This window comes from Oceanobacillus polygoni (assembly GCF_008304605.1).
GTDB lineage: Bacteria > Bacillota > Bacilli > Bacillales > Amphibacillaceae > Oceanobacillus > Oceanobacillus polygoni.
The window spans coordinates 23,776-43,123 of record NZ_PIJY01000018.1; the positions used below are offsets into that span (position 1 = coordinate 23,776).

At 34.2% G+C, this 19,348-nt stretch carries 19 protein-coding genes; 15 read left to right on the forward strand and 4 right to left on the reverse strand.

Translation table 11 applies throughout. From position 1 onward, the window contains the following. Positions 1-10 precede the first annotated feature (10 nt). The 4 genes from F1560_RS06175 (at position 11) to F1560_RS06190 (ending at position 5,777) form a co-directional block, all read left to right on the forward strand. Entirely contained in the window at positions 11-1,564 is a 1,554-nt protein-coding gene (locus F1560_RS06175; protein ID WP_149473766.1) for a hypothetical protein, read from the forward strand. A gap of 73 nt (positions 1,565-1,637) precedes the next feature. Next, entirely contained in the window at positions 1,638-3,074 is a 1,437-nt protein-coding gene (locus F1560_RS06180) for a CDP-glycerol glycerophosphotransferase family protein (protein ID WP_149473767.1), read from the forward strand. A gap of 584 nt (positions 3,075-3,658) precedes the next feature. After that, on the forward strand, positions 3,659-4,246 hold the full coding sequence (locus F1560_RS06185; RefSeq protein WP_246811912.1) for a class I SAM-dependent methyltransferase: 588 nt from the start codon (positions 3,659-3,661) through the stop codon (positions 4,244-4,246). A 103-nt stretch (positions 4,247-4,349) separates the two neighbouring features. Beyond that, positions 4,350-5,777 (forward strand): CDP-glycerol glycerophosphotransferase family protein, encoded by a 1,428-nt coding sequence (locus F1560_RS06190; RefSeq protein WP_149473768.1) that lies wholly within the window; start codon positions 4,350-4,352, stop codon positions 5,775-5,777. Positions 5,778-5,819: 42 nt separating this feature from the next. Here the strand turns inward: F1560_RS06190 and F1560_RS06195 are convergent, their stop codons facing one another. Then, entirely contained in the window at positions 5,820-6,527 is a 708-nt protein-coding gene (locus F1560_RS06195; protein WP_149473769.1) for a hypothetical protein, read from the reverse strand. Positions 6,528-6,726: 199 nt separating this feature from the next. Between F1560_RS06195 and F1560_RS06200 the strand changes: the two genes are divergently transcribed. From F1560_RS06200 to pseI, 6 genes are read left to right on the forward strand one after another with little or no spacing between them, the layout of a single operon-like run. Next, complete coding sequence (locus F1560_RS06200) at positions 6,727-7,671, forward strand: dTDP-glucose 4,6-dehydratase (RefSeq protein ID WP_149473884.1); 945 nt, start codon at positions 6,727-6,729, stop codon at positions 7,669-7,671. Positions 7,672-7,686: 15 nt separating this feature from the next. Beyond that, a complete protein-coding gene (gene pseC, locus F1560_RS06205; RefSeq protein WP_149473770.1) occupies positions 7,687-8,895 on the forward strand; it encodes a UDP-4-amino-4,6-dideoxy-N-acetyl-beta-L-altrosamine transaminase in 1,209 nt (402 codons plus the stop codon). 4 nt (positions 8,896-8,899) lie between these two features. Further along, complete coding sequence (locus F1560_RS06210; protein ID WP_149473771.1) at positions 8,900-9,631, forward strand: cytidylyltransferase domain-containing protein; 732 nt, start codon at positions 8,900-8,902, stop codon at positions 9,629-9,631. A 12-nt stretch (positions 9,632-9,643) separates the two neighbouring features. Further along, positions 9,644-10,729, forward strand: coding sequence for a UDP-2,4-diacetamido-2,4,6-trideoxy-beta-L-altropyranose hydrolase (gene pseG / locus F1560_RS06215; protein WP_149473772.1), 1,086 nt, complete (start codon positions 9,644-9,646; stop codon positions 10,727-10,729). Continuing rightward, positions 10,722-11,279 carry a UDP-4-amino-4,6-dideoxy-N-acetyl-beta-L-altrosamine N-acetyltransferase gene (gene pseH, locus F1560_RS06220; RefSeq protein WP_187773644.1) on the forward strand — a complete coding sequence of 186 codons (558 nt, stop codon included), beginning with the start codon at positions 10,722-10,724 and terminating at the stop codon, positions 11,277-11,279. Before pseG ends, pseH begins: the two co-directional genes overlap by 8 nt. Continuing rightward, positions 11,276-12,325, forward strand: a complete 1,050-nt coding sequence (gene pseI / locus F1560_RS06225; RefSeq protein WP_149473774.1) for a pseudaminic acid synthase — start codon at positions 11,276-11,278, stop codon at positions 12,323-12,325. Before pseH ends, pseI begins: the two co-directional genes overlap by 4 nt. Before the next feature lie 780 nt (positions 12,326-13,105). Here pseI and F1560_RS06230 read toward each other — a convergent pair. Both F1560_RS06230 and F1560_RS22060 read right to left on the reverse strand, forming a co-directional pair. After that, positions 13,106-13,522, reverse strand: coding sequence for a M67 family metallopeptidase (locus F1560_RS06230; RefSeq protein ID WP_187773645.1), 417 nt, complete (start codon positions 13,520-13,522; stop codon positions 13,106-13,108). Position 13,523: 1 nt separating this feature from the next. Next, on the reverse strand, positions 13,524-14,438 hold the full coding sequence (locus F1560_RS22060) for a hypothetical protein (RefSeq protein WP_187773646.1): 915 nt from the start codon (positions 14,436-14,438) through the stop codon (positions 13,524-13,526). A 483-nt stretch (positions 14,439-14,921) separates the two neighbouring features. Between F1560_RS22060 and F1560_RS06235 the strand changes: the two genes are divergently transcribed. From F1560_RS06235 to F1560_RS22065, 5 genes are all read left to right on the forward strand, one after another. After that, on the forward strand, positions 14,922-15,620 hold the full coding sequence (locus F1560_RS06235; protein WP_149473776.1) for a BMQ_0737 family morphogenetic spore coat protein: 699 nt from the start codon (positions 14,922-14,924) through the stop codon (positions 15,618-15,620). Between the two features lie 69 nt (positions 15,621-15,689). Further along, the gene (locus F1560_RS06240; protein WP_149473777.1) at positions 15,690-16,259 is read left to right on the forward strand and encodes a hypothetical protein; all 570 of its coding nucleotides are present in this window, start codon (positions 15,690-15,692) and stop codon (positions 16,257-16,259) included. Next, positions 16,252-16,557: a hypothetical protein gene (locus F1560_RS06245; protein ID WP_149473778.1), complete on the forward strand. Its 306-nt coding sequence runs from the start codon at positions 16,252-16,254 to the stop codon at positions 16,555-16,557. Before F1560_RS06240 ends, F1560_RS06245 begins: the two co-directional genes overlap by 8 nt. Before the next feature lie 37 nt (positions 16,558-16,594). Further along, positions 16,595-17,872, forward strand: coding sequence for a surface carbohydrate biosynthesis protein (locus F1560_RS06250; protein ID WP_149473779.1), 1,278 nt, complete (start codon positions 16,595-16,597; stop codon positions 17,870-17,872). Between the two features lie 464 nt (positions 17,873-18,336). Beyond that, complete coding sequence (locus F1560_RS22065; RefSeq protein ID WP_187773647.1) at positions 18,337-18,495, forward strand: hypothetical protein; 159 nt, start codon at positions 18,337-18,339, stop codon at positions 18,493-18,495. 153 nt (positions 18,496-18,648) lie between these two features. Here the strand turns inward: F1560_RS22065 and F1560_RS06255 are convergent, their stop codons facing one another. Next, positions 18,649-19,224, reverse strand: coding sequence for a sigma-70 family RNA polymerase sigma factor (locus F1560_RS06255; RefSeq protein ID WP_420874443.1), 576 nt, complete (start codon positions 19,222-19,224; stop codon positions 18,649-18,651). Between the last annotated feature and the right edge of the window lie 124 nt (positions 19,225-19,348).

The window sequence follows — 19,348 nt, forward strand, 5'->3', positions numbered from 1 at the left end:
ATAAAGTTATATGGATACTTTTGTGAAAAATTATTGGTCTTTATACCTTGACTTTCTCAATGATTTTGAAAAGTTGAATTATAAAGGTTTTTCATTACCGTATTTATGTCATTTACCTAGCTTTATTATATATAACGAACCAATTTGGAGTGAATTGAACGATGTTAAGTTTACCAAAAAGTTAAAGAATCAAGTTAATGACCAAAGTGAATTTCAGGAAGCATTTAATAAGTTTGTTCAATCACACAGAAAAAAAGGGGAAGTAAAGAATAAGGGCGGTAAAGTAGTATTACACGTTGACAAATTGCTCCGTTTTCCTCCGGATACAATTAGCGGTTATTTTGATCCTTCGAATACAATCCAACTATTTTCAACTGGCAAAAGTAAGGGGAAAAAGGGTAAGCCCCCAATCGTTAGCAAGACCAAAGGAAATAAAACTGAATTAACAACTAACATAAAGAAGAGAAAAAAAGCTGTATCTCTAACAAATACCATTATAATAAAAAAAGAAAATGTAAAGAGGAGAAATATTGTAAGACCAAACAAAATAATCAGTAAGTTACCCATTTATTACTTTAATAATTACGCAACGAATACAGAAAAAGAGGCATCACGAGCTCAAAATCAGGCAAAAGCTATGTTTAAAGCTTATAAAGATCACCACCTCTATAAGAATAATAAATTTCAGGAATGGTTTCTAAATAATTTAGCAGCAGTTATCAATCAGATTGAAATGTCGATAAATTTTCTAAATGAAGTTTCTGTCTCTTGTGTAGTTGTATCAACAACGCATAGTTATAAAAGCCGTATATTAGCTCTTGTTGCAACCAAAAGAGGAATCCCGACTATTTGTATGCAGCATGGAATTATTTCGAGTGAACTTGGTTATATACCCAAGATTGCTACAGTTGATGCTGTATATGGGAACTTTGAAAGAGACTGGTATAGAAAATTAGGAGCTCTTGATAACTCCCTTGAAATTATTGGCCATCCTAGATTTGATCGGGTATATACACGTTCTGAAATTAATCGGGATAAGTTCAATCGTACATTAGGATTAAATCCAAATAGAAAAACATTAATGATTGTTGTCAGGGGAGATAAAGAAAAAGATAGATGGCGATCATTAATTAAAACAATTTCCCAAAAAGTTAATTTTAATATAGTAATTAAGAATTATCCAAGTAAAAGCCCTCATGCTTTAACAAAAGAATTCCCATTTGTTTATTCAACACAAAGTTATAATATTTATGACATATTTCCTAATGTTGATGCTGTAGTTGCTTATTCTTCTACGGTAGGTTTGGAAGCAATGTTAGCAAAGAAACCCGTATTCATCTTGGAGGAAACCTTCGTCGGTTATACGGGATATTATACAGGTCTTGGTAATCTGGTTCAGTCAGATGTACGAAAATTAGGTGAAGAAATAAAGAAATATTTTACAGATGCTCAGTCAAGAATCTATGCAGAGAATAAAAGGAAAAAGTTCCTTCGATACGCGTACCCGAGTTCCGCAAAGTCTGGGGAGCGATTGGAAAAATTGATTAATAGGCTGATCAGTTAAAAAGCCTGATGTACACTACCCGATATCTAACTTGGTATCTTCCAACAGTCTAAAAATACAAAGGAGTAATAAAATGAATACAACTTCACGTAATTATTGGTCATTGTACGTAGAGTTTTTAGAAGCCTTTGAAGTTTTGAAATATAAAGGGTTCTCTATTCCCTACTTATGTCACTTTCGTAGTCTGAATCATGAAAATCACTATATTTGGGATCATTTATCATCAGAGGAATTTATAAAATCTTTATCGCATGAAGTAAAAGACAAAAAAACATTGCAACAAATTTTCAGTACGTATAAACAATCGCACATAAACCGAAAAAAAAGTAAATTATCCAAGAAAGCAAGCCATGCAAATGGAAAAGTAGTTTTATATGATGCCTATAATTTGATACGCTTTCCGAAAGAAATAATAACTAAACATTTCCCTCCTACAGCCACTATTTTTCTTCAAGACTATAAGCTCAAGGAAAAACCAAAAGTAATTAAAGGTATTCCTGTAGAAGGGATTCCCTCTCATTATTTAAATGAATACAGTGCTGATGTAAGTTTAAATATCCAAATATTAAAAGGTAAAGCAGATGAAATTATATCCAATTATACCAATCACCCGATGTTTAATGATGCAACATTCAAGAAATATTTTTATATGCAAATAGAGGGAATAGTTAATCGTATTGAGGAAGCCAATAGGTATTTTAGAATGAATCCAGTCTCTTGCATTATTTTTTCTTCTACACACTATTACCAGTGTAGAACAATTGCCATGGTCGCTGCTGAAATGGGAATTCCTACAATATGTATGCAGCATGGTATTATTGGAGATGAACGTGGGTACATGCCTAAGATAGCAGATGTAGATGCCGTTTATTCAAATTTTGAACTCAACTGGTTTAAACAATTAGGTATATCAGATCAAGCTGTAGAAGTAATTGGACATCCGAGGTTTGATACTATTCATCAAGATCCTTCTATTTCTAAGAATGAGTTAGAAAATGAATTAGAATTAAAGAAAAATAAGAAAATGATACTAATGATTGTAAGGGGTAAAACACAAATTGAAAACTGGGAAAGACTCATTAAAAAACTTGATGAAAGTGGAGATTACAACATTGTCATTAAAGATTATCCGTACTTGACGCATCAACTGACTACAATATCTCCTAACGTGTATCCATCTAAAGACATTCAATTATATGATTTAATTCATCACAGCGATTTAGTCGTTTCTTATATTTCTACTGTGGGATTGGAGGCTATGATTGCTAAAAAGCCAGTTTTTGTTTTGTCTACTCCTTTTCCAACGTATACCGGTTATTTCGACTCTTTAGGTGAATTAGCACAATCAGACCCTTTAACAATCTCTAAAATGATCAATAATTATTTTAGAGATGGAAAATTTAAGGAGCTAGTTGAAGAAAAACGAGAAGCATTTTTATCCCAAGCATATCCTGCTGCGAAACCTTCTGGAGATAGGCTAGTTGACTTAATTAATTGGTTGGCAAATTAGGGTATAGGTGTTTCATGGGATCAGCTTCCATATCGAATTAAATTCACTATATAAGTTGTGAAAAGGAAGGAGGTAATCAGCTTAAATAGAATTGTTGGTCCTCATATAGTAACTTTGTTGAAAATTTTTAAATCAGTGAATTATTATAGACAGCTACAGGAATATAGTATTAGTGACCCTATCAAACTAGTGAAAGATCTGACATACACATTATTAGAAGCTAAATGTAACACTTAAAAAGTGGGGAAAAATGAAAGATGATTTTATTGCTTATAAATACTAAGATTCATCAGGGTAATCCACTAGTAAATTGAAAGCATTAATTCATGGACTTACAATATAAATGATTTAGCTCTCAATATCTTTAGGGATAGAGGGCTTTTTTTGAGGAGGAAAGGATTTCTCTAACTATTTTTTAGGCAAACTTTAAATATGATCAACAAGATCATTAAACCCTTGCATCAAACTAATTAAATGAGGGAAAAGCGATCATTTTAGGTTGTTACCTTCTATCATATGCCAATACGCTTTCTTTTTTTTTACATATTATATTGTATCCTGTATAAAAAAGTGGAGGTATTAACGTGACAGAAACAAAACTTAATGAAATTCACGATCACTGGGTTAACAACAGTACTCCAATGAGATATGCGAATAAATTGGAGAGAAGCGAGTTTTTATTGAAATATGTAGAAAAATATGTAGAGAGAAAGGGAAAGGTTCTAGAGGTTGGCTGTAACGTTGGCCGTAATCTGAATCATCTTTATGAGCATGGTTATAAAGGAATGACTGGCATTGAAATTAGTCAAGAAGCGGCTATATGTCTTCAGAAAACGTATCCAAAACTTGCGGATGATGCGGTAATCATTAATTCTCCAGTAGAGGATGTAATTAAAAGGTTTCTTCCTAATTCTTTTAACTTAGTCTTTTCGATGGCAGTTTTTGAACATATCCATCCGGATAGTGAATGGATTTTTGAAGAAATAGCAAGAATTACAGGGGCTTATCTAATAACCGTTGAAGCAGAAGGAGCTTCGTCTTGGCACATTTTCTCAAGAAACTATAAGACGATTTTTGAAAACTATGGTTTTAAACAGGTAACGGAAAGTAACTGTAAAGAAGCTGGTTTAGAACACTATACGCTTCGTGTATTTAAAAAAGTAGGTAAGTAACTTTTCTTAATCCCCTTATAAGGGGGACTTGCTGAACAATGTAATAGCTGTTGAATTTGAGTGGAAATGGTCATCGAAGAATCTATTGATATAGGAGGTTACTATGAATACGTATGTAAAAAATTATTGGTCATTGTACCTTGATTTTCTTTATGACTTTCAAAAGTTGAATTATAAAGGATTTTCCTTATCATTTATATGTCATTTTCCTAGTTTAATTAGAAAAAATACAGAACTATGGAAGGAATTGTATGATGAAAAATTCACTGAACGGTTAAAAAACCAGGTGAAAGATCAAATGGAAATTCAAGAGGTATTTAATAACTACCTACAGTCTCATAATAAAAAACAATTAGTTAAATATAAACAAGGGAAAATTGTAGTGAATTATGATACAATACTCCGGTTTCCAATAAAAACGTTCGATGATTACTTTGATCGCTCAAAAACACTGATTGTAATGGCGGGGAGCAAAAACAACAAAAGAAGATCTAGTACTGTCGATACAAATAAAACGCTATTTAACCTTCCAGTCAAGTATTTAAGTAATTACAAAATAGATACAAAAAAAGCGATACGTCAGCTGCAAAGCCAGGCAATATCCATATTCAAATCTTATAAAAATCACCATCTATATAAGGATGAAAATTTCCAGGCTTTGTTCTTGAAAAAAATAGCTGAAATAGTAGATAGTATTGAACAATCCATTCATTTTTATGATGAAGTTCTTGTATCTTGTTTACTTGTAGCTAGTACGCATAGTTATAGAAGTCGTATTTTATCGTTAGTTGCTGCTGAAAGGGGGATACCTACTATTTGTATACAGCATGGAATCCTTGCAAATGAATTCGGTTTTATACCGAAAATTGCTACAATTGATGCTGTATATGGAAATTTTGAAGTAGGTTGGTATAAGCGAATTGGGGTTTCAAAAAACTCTATTGCAATTACTGGCCATCCAAGGTTTGATCAAGCATTTCAGCCTTCAACAGTAAAAAGGTCTAAGTTTTATAAACAATTAGGGCTGGATAAAACTAAAAAGACAATAATGATTGCTGTTAGGGGAAAAAGGGATATCAATAAATGGAGAATCTTAATTGATACAATTTCTAAAAGAGTAGATTTAAATATAGTAATTAAAGATTACCCTATTAAAACTCCTCACGAACTGACAAAAGAATTTCCATTTATTCATTCATCACAAGACTACGATTTATATGACATTCTTCCTAATGTTGACGCTGTTATTTCATATCCATCTACAGTATGCTTAGAAACAATGCTTGTAAACAAACCTATATTCGTATTGAATAAAAAATTACCAAGTTATACAGGGTATTATAATGGTTTAGAGGATTTGGTTCAAAAAGATCCCAAAAAGTTAGGAGAATTGGTAATAAAATATTTCACGGATCTAAACTATGAAAATAATGTCAACGTGAAAATAGAAAATTTCATTCGTGATGCTTATCCAAATTTCAGCATGTCTGGGGAAAGATTAAAAAAGTTAATTAATGGTCTAATAAGCTAGGTGCTAAATATGAAGTCGCCATAATCTATTAAATAAAACTTCTTAGTTTAGAAGATTTAACTTTTGGGCTTTTTCTCTTCCGGTATTTGTAAAGTAAGCATTAAAAATTTTACATGCTGATTCTTTGTCATATGTTCCACGATGAACATATGGCCAGGATAGGAGGTCTTCTTTATCTATAACTCTCTTCCAGTTAGGGTGAATCTTAACTTGTATCGTTTGATAGCCTAAAACTCCTAACACAGCCATCCGATGTTGACCACTTGCCAGCATAAATCGGTAATCGTTATCATTTTTAAAAAAATGCCCTCTTATATAGCCATCCCGATATTTCTCTGGTTGATAACCTTCTGATGCTATTTTGTTATAAATACGTTTTGTTCGACGAAATTCATTCTCCACAAAGGTATCTGAATTCGGGCCAAAGTGTTGATTATTTTTTGGCTTCATATTAACAGTAGTACCCCAGGGTAATCGCGTTAGCTTGCTAGAAACGGAAGGAAATCCATCGCCTTTATAAAAAAAACAATCTTGTATAGATTTAGGTTGAAATGAACGGTAATAGTTGCTCAGTAAGGATTTGTTATATTTAATGTTTGGGTTAGCGATAAATTCCTTTATCGTTGCACTTAAGTAATGCCAACCATTATCAGTATACGAAAAACCTAACCAATCACAACATTTTTTAACTTCTACTTCCACTATAGATGAGCCACTGTATAACGCTTCTTTTCCTTTAGGAATAGTCATTACAAGGAGTCTCCTTTTCTTGTACATGTAAGATATTCAAACTATTTTATACCTTTGTTATAGTCTGCAGGCAAATGGTTCTGAATGGTATCAGGATCTATAACTATTTTCGAAATTATACACTTTTAGTTGAGCATGAACATATTTTGTTAGGTGTAAATATGATGTTCTTGAGGGGTTTTATGAAAGGGTGAATGTATTGAAAATTCTTGTAACCGGTGGAGCAGGATTCATCGGAAGATGGGTAGTCGACCGACTTTTAAATGATGGTCACCAAGTTTGGGTACTGGATGACCTTTCAAATGGAAGAATAGAAAATATGCAGGATATAAGAGACCATAAGAATTTTATGGGATTTATCAATGGAGATATAAAAGATTTCCGCGTTCTCAATCATTTGTTTATTAATAAGTTTGATATTTGTTATCACTTAGCTGCGAGTATAAATGTGCAAGACAGTATCGATGATCCGCGAACTACTTTCAATAATGATGTAATTGGCACCTTTAATATTTTGGAGCACTGTAAAAAAAATAACGTGAAGGTTGTATTTATGAGCACATGTATGGTGTATGAGCGTGCATGGAGTGAGGATGGTATTAATGAAAAAAATGCGGTTAAACCTGCTTCACCATACGCTGGATCAAAATTAGCGGCAGAAAATATGGTGTTATCTTACTACTATGCTTATGACCTTCCAGTAACTATTATTCGTCCGTTCAATACGTATGGACCTTTCCAAAAAACAGGAGGAGAAGGTGGAGTAGTCGCTATATTTCTGAAAAACAAGTTAGCTGATAAGCCACTACAAATATATGGAGATGGTAAACAAACTCGCGACTTGCTTTATGTAGAAGACTGTGCACGCTTTGTCGTTGAATCTGGTTATTCTAACAAAGTGGATGGAGAAATTGTTAATGCAGGGCTTGGTAAAGATATCAGTATAAACACTTTAGCAAAGTTAATCGTTCAGGATGAAAATCATATTGAACATATCACGCATATTCATCCGCAGAGTGAAATACCCAAGCTGTTATGTGATTATAGTAAAGCTAAAACACTATTGAATTGGGAACCAAAATATAGTTTAGAAGAAGGAATTAAAAAGACAGAAGAATGGATTAAAACAACGAATCTAATCTAAGGGAAGGAGTAAATGATGAATAAAAAAGAAGAATTAGCACTTAATGGCGGCACTCCAATAAGAGATTCCTATTTGCCGTATGGCAAGCAGTGGATTGATAATGAAGATATTAAAGCTGTCACCGATGTATTAAAAAGTGATTTTATTACAACTGGACCAGCCATCTCTCAATTTGAGAAAGAGATTGCGGAATTTGTGGGAGCAAAATACGCAGTAGCATTCTCTAGTGGTACGGCGGCATTACATGCTGCGTGCTTTGCGGCCGGAATCAAAGAAAACGATGAAGTGATAACCACACCTATGACCTTCGCGGCAAGCTCTAATTGTATTCTGTACGTTGGAGGTCAGCCAGTATTTGCAGATATCGATTCCAAAACATATAATATATCCCCTGAATCCATTAAATCCCTTCTCACAGAAAAAACCAAAGCGATTATAACAGTTGATTTTACTGGTCAACCAGCAGAATATGATGAAATCATTTCACTGGCTAAAAAAAGTGGACTAATTATTATTGATGATGCTGCACATGCATTAGGTGCTACCTACAAAGATAGACATATCGGATCCATTGGTGATATGACGATGTTCAGCTTTCACCCTGTAAAACACATTACTACAGGTGAAGGTGGAATTATCACGACGAGCAATGCGGATTATTATGAAAAGTTACTCCTATTTAGAAGTCATGGCATTACTCGTGATTCCCTGAAGCTTAAAAACAACCAGGGGCCTTGGTATTATGAAATGCAAGAACTGGGATATAATTACCGAATGACAGATATTCAAGCAGCCCTGGGGTCAAGTCAACTGAAAAAGCTAAACACATTTCTGAAAAAAAGAAGAGAATATGCGAAAAAATATAACGATGCTTTTGCAGAGATAGATGCACTTATAACGCCATATCAACAACATGAATGTAACTCTAGCTGGCATTTATATATCGTACGATTGGATATGGAGAAATTAAATGTAAACCGTAAAGAAATATTTAAGGCTTTACAAAAGGAGAATATTGGTGTAAATGTCCATTACATTCCGGTACATTTACACCCATTTTATCAAAAATTGGGTTATAGAAAAGGCTTATGCCCACAAGCAGAAAAGTTATATGAAGAAATCATTACACTCCCATTATTTCCGGCAATGTCTGAACAAGACCTTCATGATGTAATAGCTGGAGTAAAGAAAGTGATTTCCTATTATTCGATCGATCAGAGGTGAGGAAATGAAAGTAGTGGCAATTATGCAAGCTCGGATGGGTTCGACTCGATTACCAGGGAAAGTTCTTAGAAAAGTACTTGGCAGGACTTTGTTATCGTATCAGTTGGAGAGGGTAAAAAGGTCAAACTATATAGATGAAATACTAGTCGCTACAACTGACCAAGATCAGGACGATGCGATTGTTTCTTTCTGCCAGGTGATGAAGGTAGCATACTACAGAGGCTCAGAGACTGACGTACTAAAAAGGTATTACGAGGCAGCTAGTCATGTAAATGCAGATGTGATTGTCCGTTTAACTTCTGATTGTCCGATTATCGATCCAGTACAAATAGATAAAGTTATAGAAAGCTATTTATCCCATCAACACCCTCTACAATATGTCTCCAACACATTAAAGCGAACATTGCCAAGAGGTATGGATACAGAAGTATTTTCATTTCAAGCCTTAAAGGAAGCTTATGAAAAAGCGGATTCTAAATTAGATAGAGAGCATGTTACAAGATACATGGTGAATAATCCTCAAATTTTCAATCTATCCAATGTTTCCAATAGCGAAAACTACAGCCATCACCGCTGGACGGTTGATACGATGGAGGACTTCACACTCATAAAACAAATTATTGAAACATTATATCCACACAAACCAGCTTTCACAATGGAAGATACGCTACAATTATTTGAAAAATTTCCAGAATGGCAGTCGATCAATACGCATATTCAACAAAAAGAAGATTGAAAGTGGGATTTCATGAAAGTTTTTATAAGGACTGATGCATCGACAGGTATTGGGACTGGCCACGTCATGAGGTGTCTGGTCCTAGCAGAAGAACTCCGTAAGAAAAACGTAAGTGTTACGTTTGTTTGTCGAAGGCTATCCGGAAACTTAATCGAATATATAAAAAGTAAATCGTTTACGGTCATATCATTACCTACTCCTACGAATTCCAATCCGGATCAGGACGATGAAAATTGGCTGAAATTAAATTGGAAAACGGATGTACGACAAACAATTAATGCAATCGGTAAGCAACCTGATAAAGACTGGCTAATTATTGATCATTATGCAATTGATAAGAAGTGGGAGCGTACAATCAAGCCAATGGTAAAAAAATTAATGGTGATTGATGACTTGGCAAACCGTCAACATGATTGTGATCTATTGTTGGATCAGAATCTGTATAGAAACCTAGATAAACGATATGAAAAATGGATTCCAAGTTATACAACAACGTTATTAGGACCAACATACCTCTTATTAAGACAGGAATTTAGGGACATTCAATATGTAGAGAAAAAGAGCGATAATGTAAAACGCATCCTAATATCGTTTGGTGGAAGTGATCCTACAAATGAAACAATGAAAGCAATCAAGGCAATTAAGTTAATGAATCAACCAGATATTGCAGTTGACATTGTAATTGGCTTTTCAAATCAAAATTATTCAGCTATCAAGAAATACTGTGAAGACATTCCAAATATAAAGATACATTATCAAATTGACTATTTAGCTGAACTAATGGCAAAAGCAGATTTAGCGATTGGAGCAGGGGGAAGCACAACTTGGGAAAGATGTTATGTAAGGTTACCTGCTATTACGATAGAAACTGCAACGAATCAATCTGAAATCTTGTCATATTTATCTGAAATTGGTGTGATATGTCATTTAGGACTTAGTAAAGAGGTAGCAGAGCAAGATATAGCCAACCAATTAATGCATATTATTAATAATCCAGAAATGCTAAAAGGTATGATGGACGCTTCAAAATTAATGATGCGTGACTTTAATGAAAGCCTTGTTGTCGATCGATTATTGGAGGAGAATAACGATGATTAATCGGGAAGATTTTGAATTAAAGCCTATAAGGGAACAAGATTTAAAAATCGTACTTCAATGGCGAAACTCTAAAAGAATTAAATCATTTATGTATACGGATCATCACATTACTTGGGAGGAGCATTGCCGATGGTTCGAAAACGTAAAGAAGGATTCACAAAAGAGAGTGCTGCTCCTCTATCATAAAGATCAACCATTAGGATTAGTTAATTTTACGAATCTTGATAAAGAAAATGCTCGATGCTATTGGGGGTTCTATATTGGGGAAGAAACTGCCCCCAAAGGATCTGGGACGGTTATGGGAATTTTAGCCTTGGATAAAATTTTTAAGGAGGAAGGATTACACAAAGTGTGTTCAGAAGTAATTCATACAAATAGTGGGAGTTTCCATTATCATAAGAAATTAGGCTTTGAAACAGAAGGTAGATTTGTCGATCATCTTTGGAAGAATAATCAATATTTAGATGTTATTCCGATGGCTTTATTTCTAGATAAATGGGAAAAAGTGAGAGTGGAACTTTTGCGTGAGCTGGAAGGAGGGACATCATGAAAGCAATCAAATTGGGAGGGATAGAAGTTGGTAGTAACAACCCACCGTTTATTATAGCGGAAATGTCAGGGAACCATAACCAATCGTTAGAACGCGCTTTGGAAATAGTAGAAATGGCAGCAAAGGCGGGAGCAAACGCGTTAAAAATACAAACATATACAGCCGATACGATGACATTGAATGAGGCAAAGGATGACTTCGTTATTCAGGATTCAAAAAGTATTTGGAAAAACAAATCGCTATATAAACTATATCAGGAAGCACATACACCATGGGAATGGCATCAGCCTATTTTTGAACGCTGTAAACAATTGGGAATGGTAGGTTTTAGCTCACCGTTCGATGAAACAGCTGTTGATTTCTTAGAATCGCTCAATGTCCCATTTTATAAAATTGCTTCATTCGAATGTACCGATTTGCCTTTAATACGAAAGGTAGCAAAAACAAAAAAGCCAATGATCATCTCAACTGGAATGTGCTCTGCTGCCGAAATTGAAGAAACAGTAAATACTGCAAAGGAAGCAGGCTGCAAGGATATAATATTACTTAAATGCACAAGCACATATCCAGCATCACCTGAAAACACCAATATACGTACAATTCCACATATGAAGGATTTATTCCAATGTGAGGTTGGCTTATCTGATCACACGATGGGTAATGGCGTAGCTGTTGCAAGTGTTGCATTGGGAGCAACCATTATTGAAAAGCACTTTACTCTTTCTCGAAAAGATGGGGGAGTAGATGCTAGCTTTTCCCTTGAGCCTCATGAATTGCAAGCATTGGTAACAGAAACCAAAAGAGCTTGGCAATCACTTGGAAGTATAGGGTATGGCTCAACAAAGGCTGAAAAACCATCAGAAAAATATCGGCGCTCTTTATATGTAACGCAAGATATGAAGGCGGGCGAAATATTAACAAAGGAAAATCTTAGAGTAATTCGTCCTGGATATGGGCTTCCTCCTAAATACTATGATATATTGTTGGGGAAGAAAATAGTTCATGATGTTGGAAAAGGTACGCCGGTCAGCTGGGATATATTCTAATCTATTAGACCACCTTCGAAAAACTAAGCTACTTATCTCTTAATGAAATGGCTATTGCTCTAGTTCTTTGTATTAACCTTCCATATTCACAAGTGTTTTATTTCAACTATTAGCAGTTTTTTGATAGAAGATAATCAAAAAACTGCTTTTTTCTATCTAGAAAAAAGCAGAGATTTGGTTTCTCGTGCAAAATCTATTATTTTTTGATGCTATTTTCGCATGAAATCGTTTCTTTTCTACACATTACTTAGTATGTAACCTATTAAATTTCCTCTATTAATAATCTATTGTTATTTGTTCTCTGTAAAAGGCAGTTTTATATTTCTGCATTGATAGATCACGATTTTGCTTGCTTTTTTTATAGGAAAGTACTATAGATGAGGCTTTCTCGGAAGGGACTGAAATCTTAAACTAAAACCTGCGGATGAGTAGGTTATCGACCTTCCTAATATCCAGACATTGAGAATCAGCCCTTCGTTTATAGCCTCAAATCTATATATATACCGCTAGTAATCAATATACAAGACCGCGCGAGTAATCCTATTCGGAGGAAAGAACAGTGGTCTTTTTGATTACCTTATTTTCATGCAGCAGCCACTTCTTCCACTTACTTGTATCGGTCTTTTTTTAATGGATGATGAATCGATAACAATTGGTTGATTAGAAGGTTTTATAAGTTTATGGTTACTTTTTTGGTTGTTCATTTTTTTGGCTTTCATATTTATCAACTCCTTTGTCGTTATACTGCATTATAGTATAACGGATGCAAAAAAGGTCGGGCTATAGCGATGGATTTATACAAAAAAGGCATTCCTCATAGCTAGGGGATTTAATGTGATAACATTTTGTAATTGGGGACTTTGTTTTATAGGAAATAATCATCATTTTAACTTTGTTATCCGGATGATTGACAATATCATAGACTGAAGGAACAGGTGCTGTAGTAGGGTGGGAGTGATAGATAACTAGTACCTGCTCATTCAGCTTCTTAATTTCTTTAATGGTGTTTTCGATTGTTTCCTTTTCTACAAAGAAACGTCTATCAGACTTTAATTTATTTTCCAACTGCCAAATTGAATTTATTATACGATTATTACCAGACAATAAACCACATGCCTCGAAAGGTAAACAAGACTTACCATGTTCCAGCATTTTATTATAGATAGACTGAGGAATAATTAGCTGCTCTTCTCTCATGCTAAACTTTACTTTTAAAGAGAGAAAAAAAGGAGGCAAATTCTTTTTTATTGCTTGATTGCTTTTCCTGATTATTCGTTTTCTTCTCTCCATCATTGTGAATTTCATCAGCTGGCATTTCATTGGCAGTAGTTTCGCTTGATGAGTTCGGTGTGAAATCCTTGGCAGAATCATCCTGTTGTTTATTATCGTTCTTTATATCGGTTTCCAAATGATTCTCTGCATCTATGTGATTTGCTTGATCTTCCTCCAAATATATATAGTCACCAGTAAGAGTTGGATTATCGCTATTCGTAATGAAAGAATCATTTTCATTCATATGGTTAGTTTCTTTTTTTTTATCTTGTTTATTTGATGCTGTTGTTCTGGTAATTATAGTTTTATTTAATTCATATTGATTATGCCGATACGTCTTTCTTCCTTTGCTCTTTTGACTCGGGTTTTGCACATCATTAACAGAGTCATTGGAATGAACGATTTGGCCACTTGGCGTCGATTGCATAAAATTCCGGGATTTTGTTACGTCATTTTTTTTTTGGATTGGTGCTTGCTCGATATATCTGGAAGAATCAAGCATGTTTTGTAATTTTCTGTATTCTGATTGTTTAGGGGAATGTTGAATAGTTGTATCCTGTTTATGACTATTTGATTCCATGTTTTCTTTTAATTGTAAAATTTCTCCTCTTAGCCGATTGATTTCACTTTTCCCTTCTACTAACATGTTATCTTGCTTTAAAATCACATGATTTATATTTTCAAGCAGTTCAGTAAAGTGCATTCGCTCGACCTTCTCCATAACCCTATTTATATCTTGCTTTAATTGAATAACTGAATCGTTTATGGCATTAACCTTTGCCGTAAGGTCTTTTTCCTGGTATTCATATTCTTCTATCTTGCTTTGAAAATTATCTTCCATTATCTTCACTTCTCCTTCAAGTTTGGAAAATTTTAACGTTAAGTGATGAAAATCACTTTTTGTCTTAACGTAATCATCTATCACATCTCCAATTTTTAATGATTCGAGCGTATATTTATAGTATTCGAGCTCTCGATTCAATTCCTCAATCTCCTGAGTATTGTATAATTTGAATTGCTCCACCATTAATCACCCTTTTACAGCACATTAATATACTATTGATGAGACACCAATACGTGACAAATGTGCAAAATTTAAACACTTCTTTTTCTGATCTTCTATACTCTAATCGTATGCATCGTTTATTTGTTTTAAGCTAATGAAAATCACGTATGATGTTGTGTTTGCACGCAGACCGCTTTGATTTATGATATTTTCCTTACTTAATATGATGAAATTCCGCTAAATCATTATACGGCTTGGTGCATTTGTTCATATGCTACGAATGAAAGAAAATAAACTTATTCGGAGGTGTTTGCAGATATGCAAGCAGATAACTTAACAGGGGGTCAGGAACTCCTATGTATCAACACAGAAAAAGTATATGACTGGATTCTTAATGAAGCAACGTTTGATTTAAGTTTGGCTGATTTGGAATTACCAGTTAACCCTGCTACTGGTGCTCAATTAGAGTGTGCCGACATTGATATTGACACGGTGACTTGTACAGTTGGTCCAACTGCTGTAGATCCAATTGTCATTTTGGATCGGGTGGATCAGCAATTCGTTATCGATGGCGCACAGGTTACACTTCAACTGGTGAACATTCGTAAAAACTTTGAAGTAACCATTTTTGTAGACCTAATACCAGAACTTGGAGGGGCGACAGTAGAAGTCGGTACTGCGGAATTCACGCGCTGTGAACAAGTGATTCTTTGTGCACCTGAAGGTACAGATGTTAATGTAACTTACACAGATTTAGATTGCTTTGTATGTACCGCTATTTGCGATACAACAACAACAGCAACTCCTGATGAACTTGATGTGACAGTTACTGTTCGTCTATGCCAAAGTATTCAGTCCGTTTTTGATGTAACACTAGAGATTGTCGCTGACTTCTGTCAACCAAGGGATATACTTCCAATCCCTCCATGTCCTGCGCCAACAATTCCGCCTCAATGCCCGGTGGTTTTCCCTAGTACTCCTACTCCTTCTCCTGCTGTTCATGGTGATAAATGTTAATCTTCAAGCATAGATATAAAGAGAGGAATTACTTCTCTCTTTATTTTTTTATGGAGGTGAATTTTTTTAATGAAAAAGATGAATGAAGTACGTCAAAAAATCGTCGAGTGGCAAGAAATGAACACCTCATATCTAAACGAGATTAAATCTTTGCTATCTGATAAGAAGGCATTGAAGGATTTTCAAGTGATCAGCTATTTTACATACTCCCTTAATTTATTGCATAAAGAAGGCAACGAAAATTATTGTCTAGGTTCTTTTCATATTCAGAATGTAGGTGGAAGGCCGCTTACGAATCCATATATATGTATAAAAGTATCCTCAGATTCACCTTTCGACTTTTCTGGAAAATATCTATATAAAGATTCTAAGCAAAAAATGAGGTTAGCGAATGCGTGGGAACGAATAAACGATCCGATGGATAAACAGGAGTATTGGTTAAAACCTGTTGAAAAAAACGTGCTTAACCCTTCTGAAACGCTCTCCTTCTCAAGTTTTCAGATGAAATGGCTTCCGGAATCTTCTTATGCAGGCAGTATAATGGGGTTCACTTATGGAGACGAGGCGAAAGATGGGATTAATTCCCTTAACCAAATCAATATCAGTGGTACGATAATCGAGGAGGGTGGAAATGAGTGATAATCCAAACAATCTAGACCGACAAAAATTAATTAAACAATTAATCGAGAGCTATGAGAAAGAACTGCAAGATGACGAGGGGCAAAAGGACAATAGCTTCGTCTTTTTGGAAAAAAATACACTACAAATGTTTATCACATTTATGCTGCAACTCTTGGATAAACAACATAATTCAGATGAAAAAAGTGATGAAGTTGAATCTTCCGCTCTTCAAGAACTATCATCCGATCTAGAGTTTATAATGGAAGGTAATCAAAAGGCTTTTGAGGAGCTTATACATATATTAAAAAATACCTAAGCTTTGCTTATGCTTAAAGGTTACGAGGTGAATAAAAATGGGTAACTTTAAAAGCTGGTTATATCTCCCGGTAGAAATAAAAGTTAGAGAATTAGATGCTAAATTACTTTTAGCATATCATGCTGCAAAAGAAGGCTACCATGTCATTATAGGTGAGCATAGGATGGTTGAGTTAGCCTCAAAAACATATCCTGCTGGAATCTTCTTTTCAAAAGGTTACCCGAAAGGATTTAGAAAAAGAATTATTACGAATGCAAAAAGTAATGGACATATAGTAGTTGAACTAGACGAAGAAGGCCTAATCTTAAGCGATACATCGCAATACATAGATGACAGAATGAAAGTAGATATGCTTCATTTGGTAACACAAGAATATTGTTGGGGAGAATTTCAAAAAGAAACGATTACAAATGCTGCCCCGACATTTGCAAGCAACTGTCATATTGTAGGTCATCCGAGGTTTGATCTTTTAAAATCAAAGTTTGCCCCTTTGTATAAAAAAGAGGTTGAAGATATAAGAAATAAGTATCATGCGTTTGTTTTGATCAATACAAGATTTTCACTCTATAATTCTATAACAGAAAAGAAAAACCAAAATACAGATGCACTCACCTTGTATATTAAACGCTTATATTATCATTTCTTAGATTTGGTCAAAGTGATGTGTGAGCGATTTCCTGATACTAATTTTATTATAAGGCCACATCCAGGTGAAAGTGTAAACGCTTATCGGGAAGTATTTTCTGAGTACCAAAATGTGCATGTAATTCATGAAGGAAATATTATTAAGTGGCTAATGGCTGCAGAAGTAATTGTACAAAATGGGTGCACTTCGAGCATCGAAGCTTTTCTAGTTGGAAGACCGATAATTTCATTTATACCAATTACATCAGAAGAATACGAAGTGGTATTTCCAAATGAATTAGGGATTAAAGCTAAGCGTGCAAAAGAGGTTAATAACATATTAGAGGCTATAATAAATAAACCATTTACTGATAATAGTTATGAACAACAAATAAAAAAGAGCGAAAATTATTTACGTAAGTATTATAAAGGCTCGAATGAAGAATTCTCATATGTTAAGATATTACGTTTATTAAGTACTATTAAACTGCCGCCATCATCTAGAAGCTTATCTCCACTACAAAAAACGTTTTATTTAAAAGAAAACAAGAAAGTAAAATATTTTTTTCCATCCCTTACAAAATCGGAAATACTGCTTTTTTTTAATAAATTAAATAAAGTAGAAAACGATAATAGTCAGTTTCTCATTAAAAAGTTAGGGACAAATCTTTATGCAATCCAAAAGAAGTAAAATAAAAGAAGATACTCATAATTGGTATCTTCTATTGTCAACATATGGAAGACTACTGAGGATAGGCTAAGCCTATATTGTAGCTAATGGAAAATAGGGAATGCCTTATTTAGTGGCGCAATAAGGGTAGGTGATAAAGAAGCAGCGCCAATAATGAATAGGGAGAAAATCACTGTAAGATAAATTTTTTCCGTAACAGAGGTAATGCACAGTTTGACATTAGTAATCTTCCTAAAGTTGAACAGTTGATGTTAACGATTCTTTATCTCTAGACTTTGTTGACGACCTAGTGAGTTCGTTATATCGATACTCATTATATTTTATGTCATAATTCTTAGCTTGGTCAGGCTAATTATCCAGTGTATACGTACATTTATGCAGTAATAGGGCGTATATCTCCGCCTGTACCTTTACTCTACTGAAAACATATACTAATGGAGTCAAGTAGAAGTGAGGTGAATTGGTTGAGTATTAATAAAAAATTAAAAGCAGTAGAGAAGGGTCAAAGAAAAGGTTGTGGATGTGGGCCAAGTGGAGTTTTAAAGTCACGTCGCCTCGATGGTACATCGAATACAAGTTGGGGAGTCAATCAAAAACCAATTAAAGCAAAATCGTTACGATAATTTCTTAACAAGAAATCAATTGAAATAATAACAAACCAATGGCAATACCATTGGTTTGTTATTTAAGTGGTTCATCATAGGGCAGATTGCAATATAGAAAGATTGTTTAGAATATGGACATTTTATCTAATAAGTTATCTTTTGAAATCCTATCTAGCTATAGTCATCAATAATCCATCCGATTTTTTCACGAAAGTCTGGATCTCTCAATTTTTTTCTTGTTTCCTTTCCCCAGCTTTTTACAGCTTCAACTGTTACACCTTCCTTTTCTGCAATTTCTTTAACAGACATATCGTTAAGGATGTAATAGTTTACCCATTTCCACTGCTTATTCGTTAAATTGGTTTCTAATTGATCCCATAGTTCATCGTTCCCCAGTGTTATATCTTTAGAACCTAAGATAGGTTTGTTCGAAGCTAGCCCGGATAAGTAGTTTCCGTCATTAAATTGAAATTTATTTTTTAATGTATAATGTTTTAGCTTTTCCTGTGCTTGTACTTCCTTTCGTATTTGGTCGATCAGACGATTTTTAATCGTAAAATTAAAATAGGTACCCATCGGACCTTTATTCGGTTCATACGTTTCATATGCATTCCACAGTGCAAAAAGCCCCTCTGAGTAAAAATCCTCATTGTTATCGCGAATTTTTAGCTGATAAATATAATAGTGAATTCGCTTTTCGTTTTGATTAACAATTTCTTCAAAAGTAAATTTGTTCCCGTTGCTCACAAAAATCATCTCCATTCTCTTGAATGTTATTTCAACTAATGTTCTTGTTATAACTACAATCGAAATGAAATTTGCTTAAGGGGTATAAAAAATAAAAAGTCATGTAAAACATGTTGATATGTTA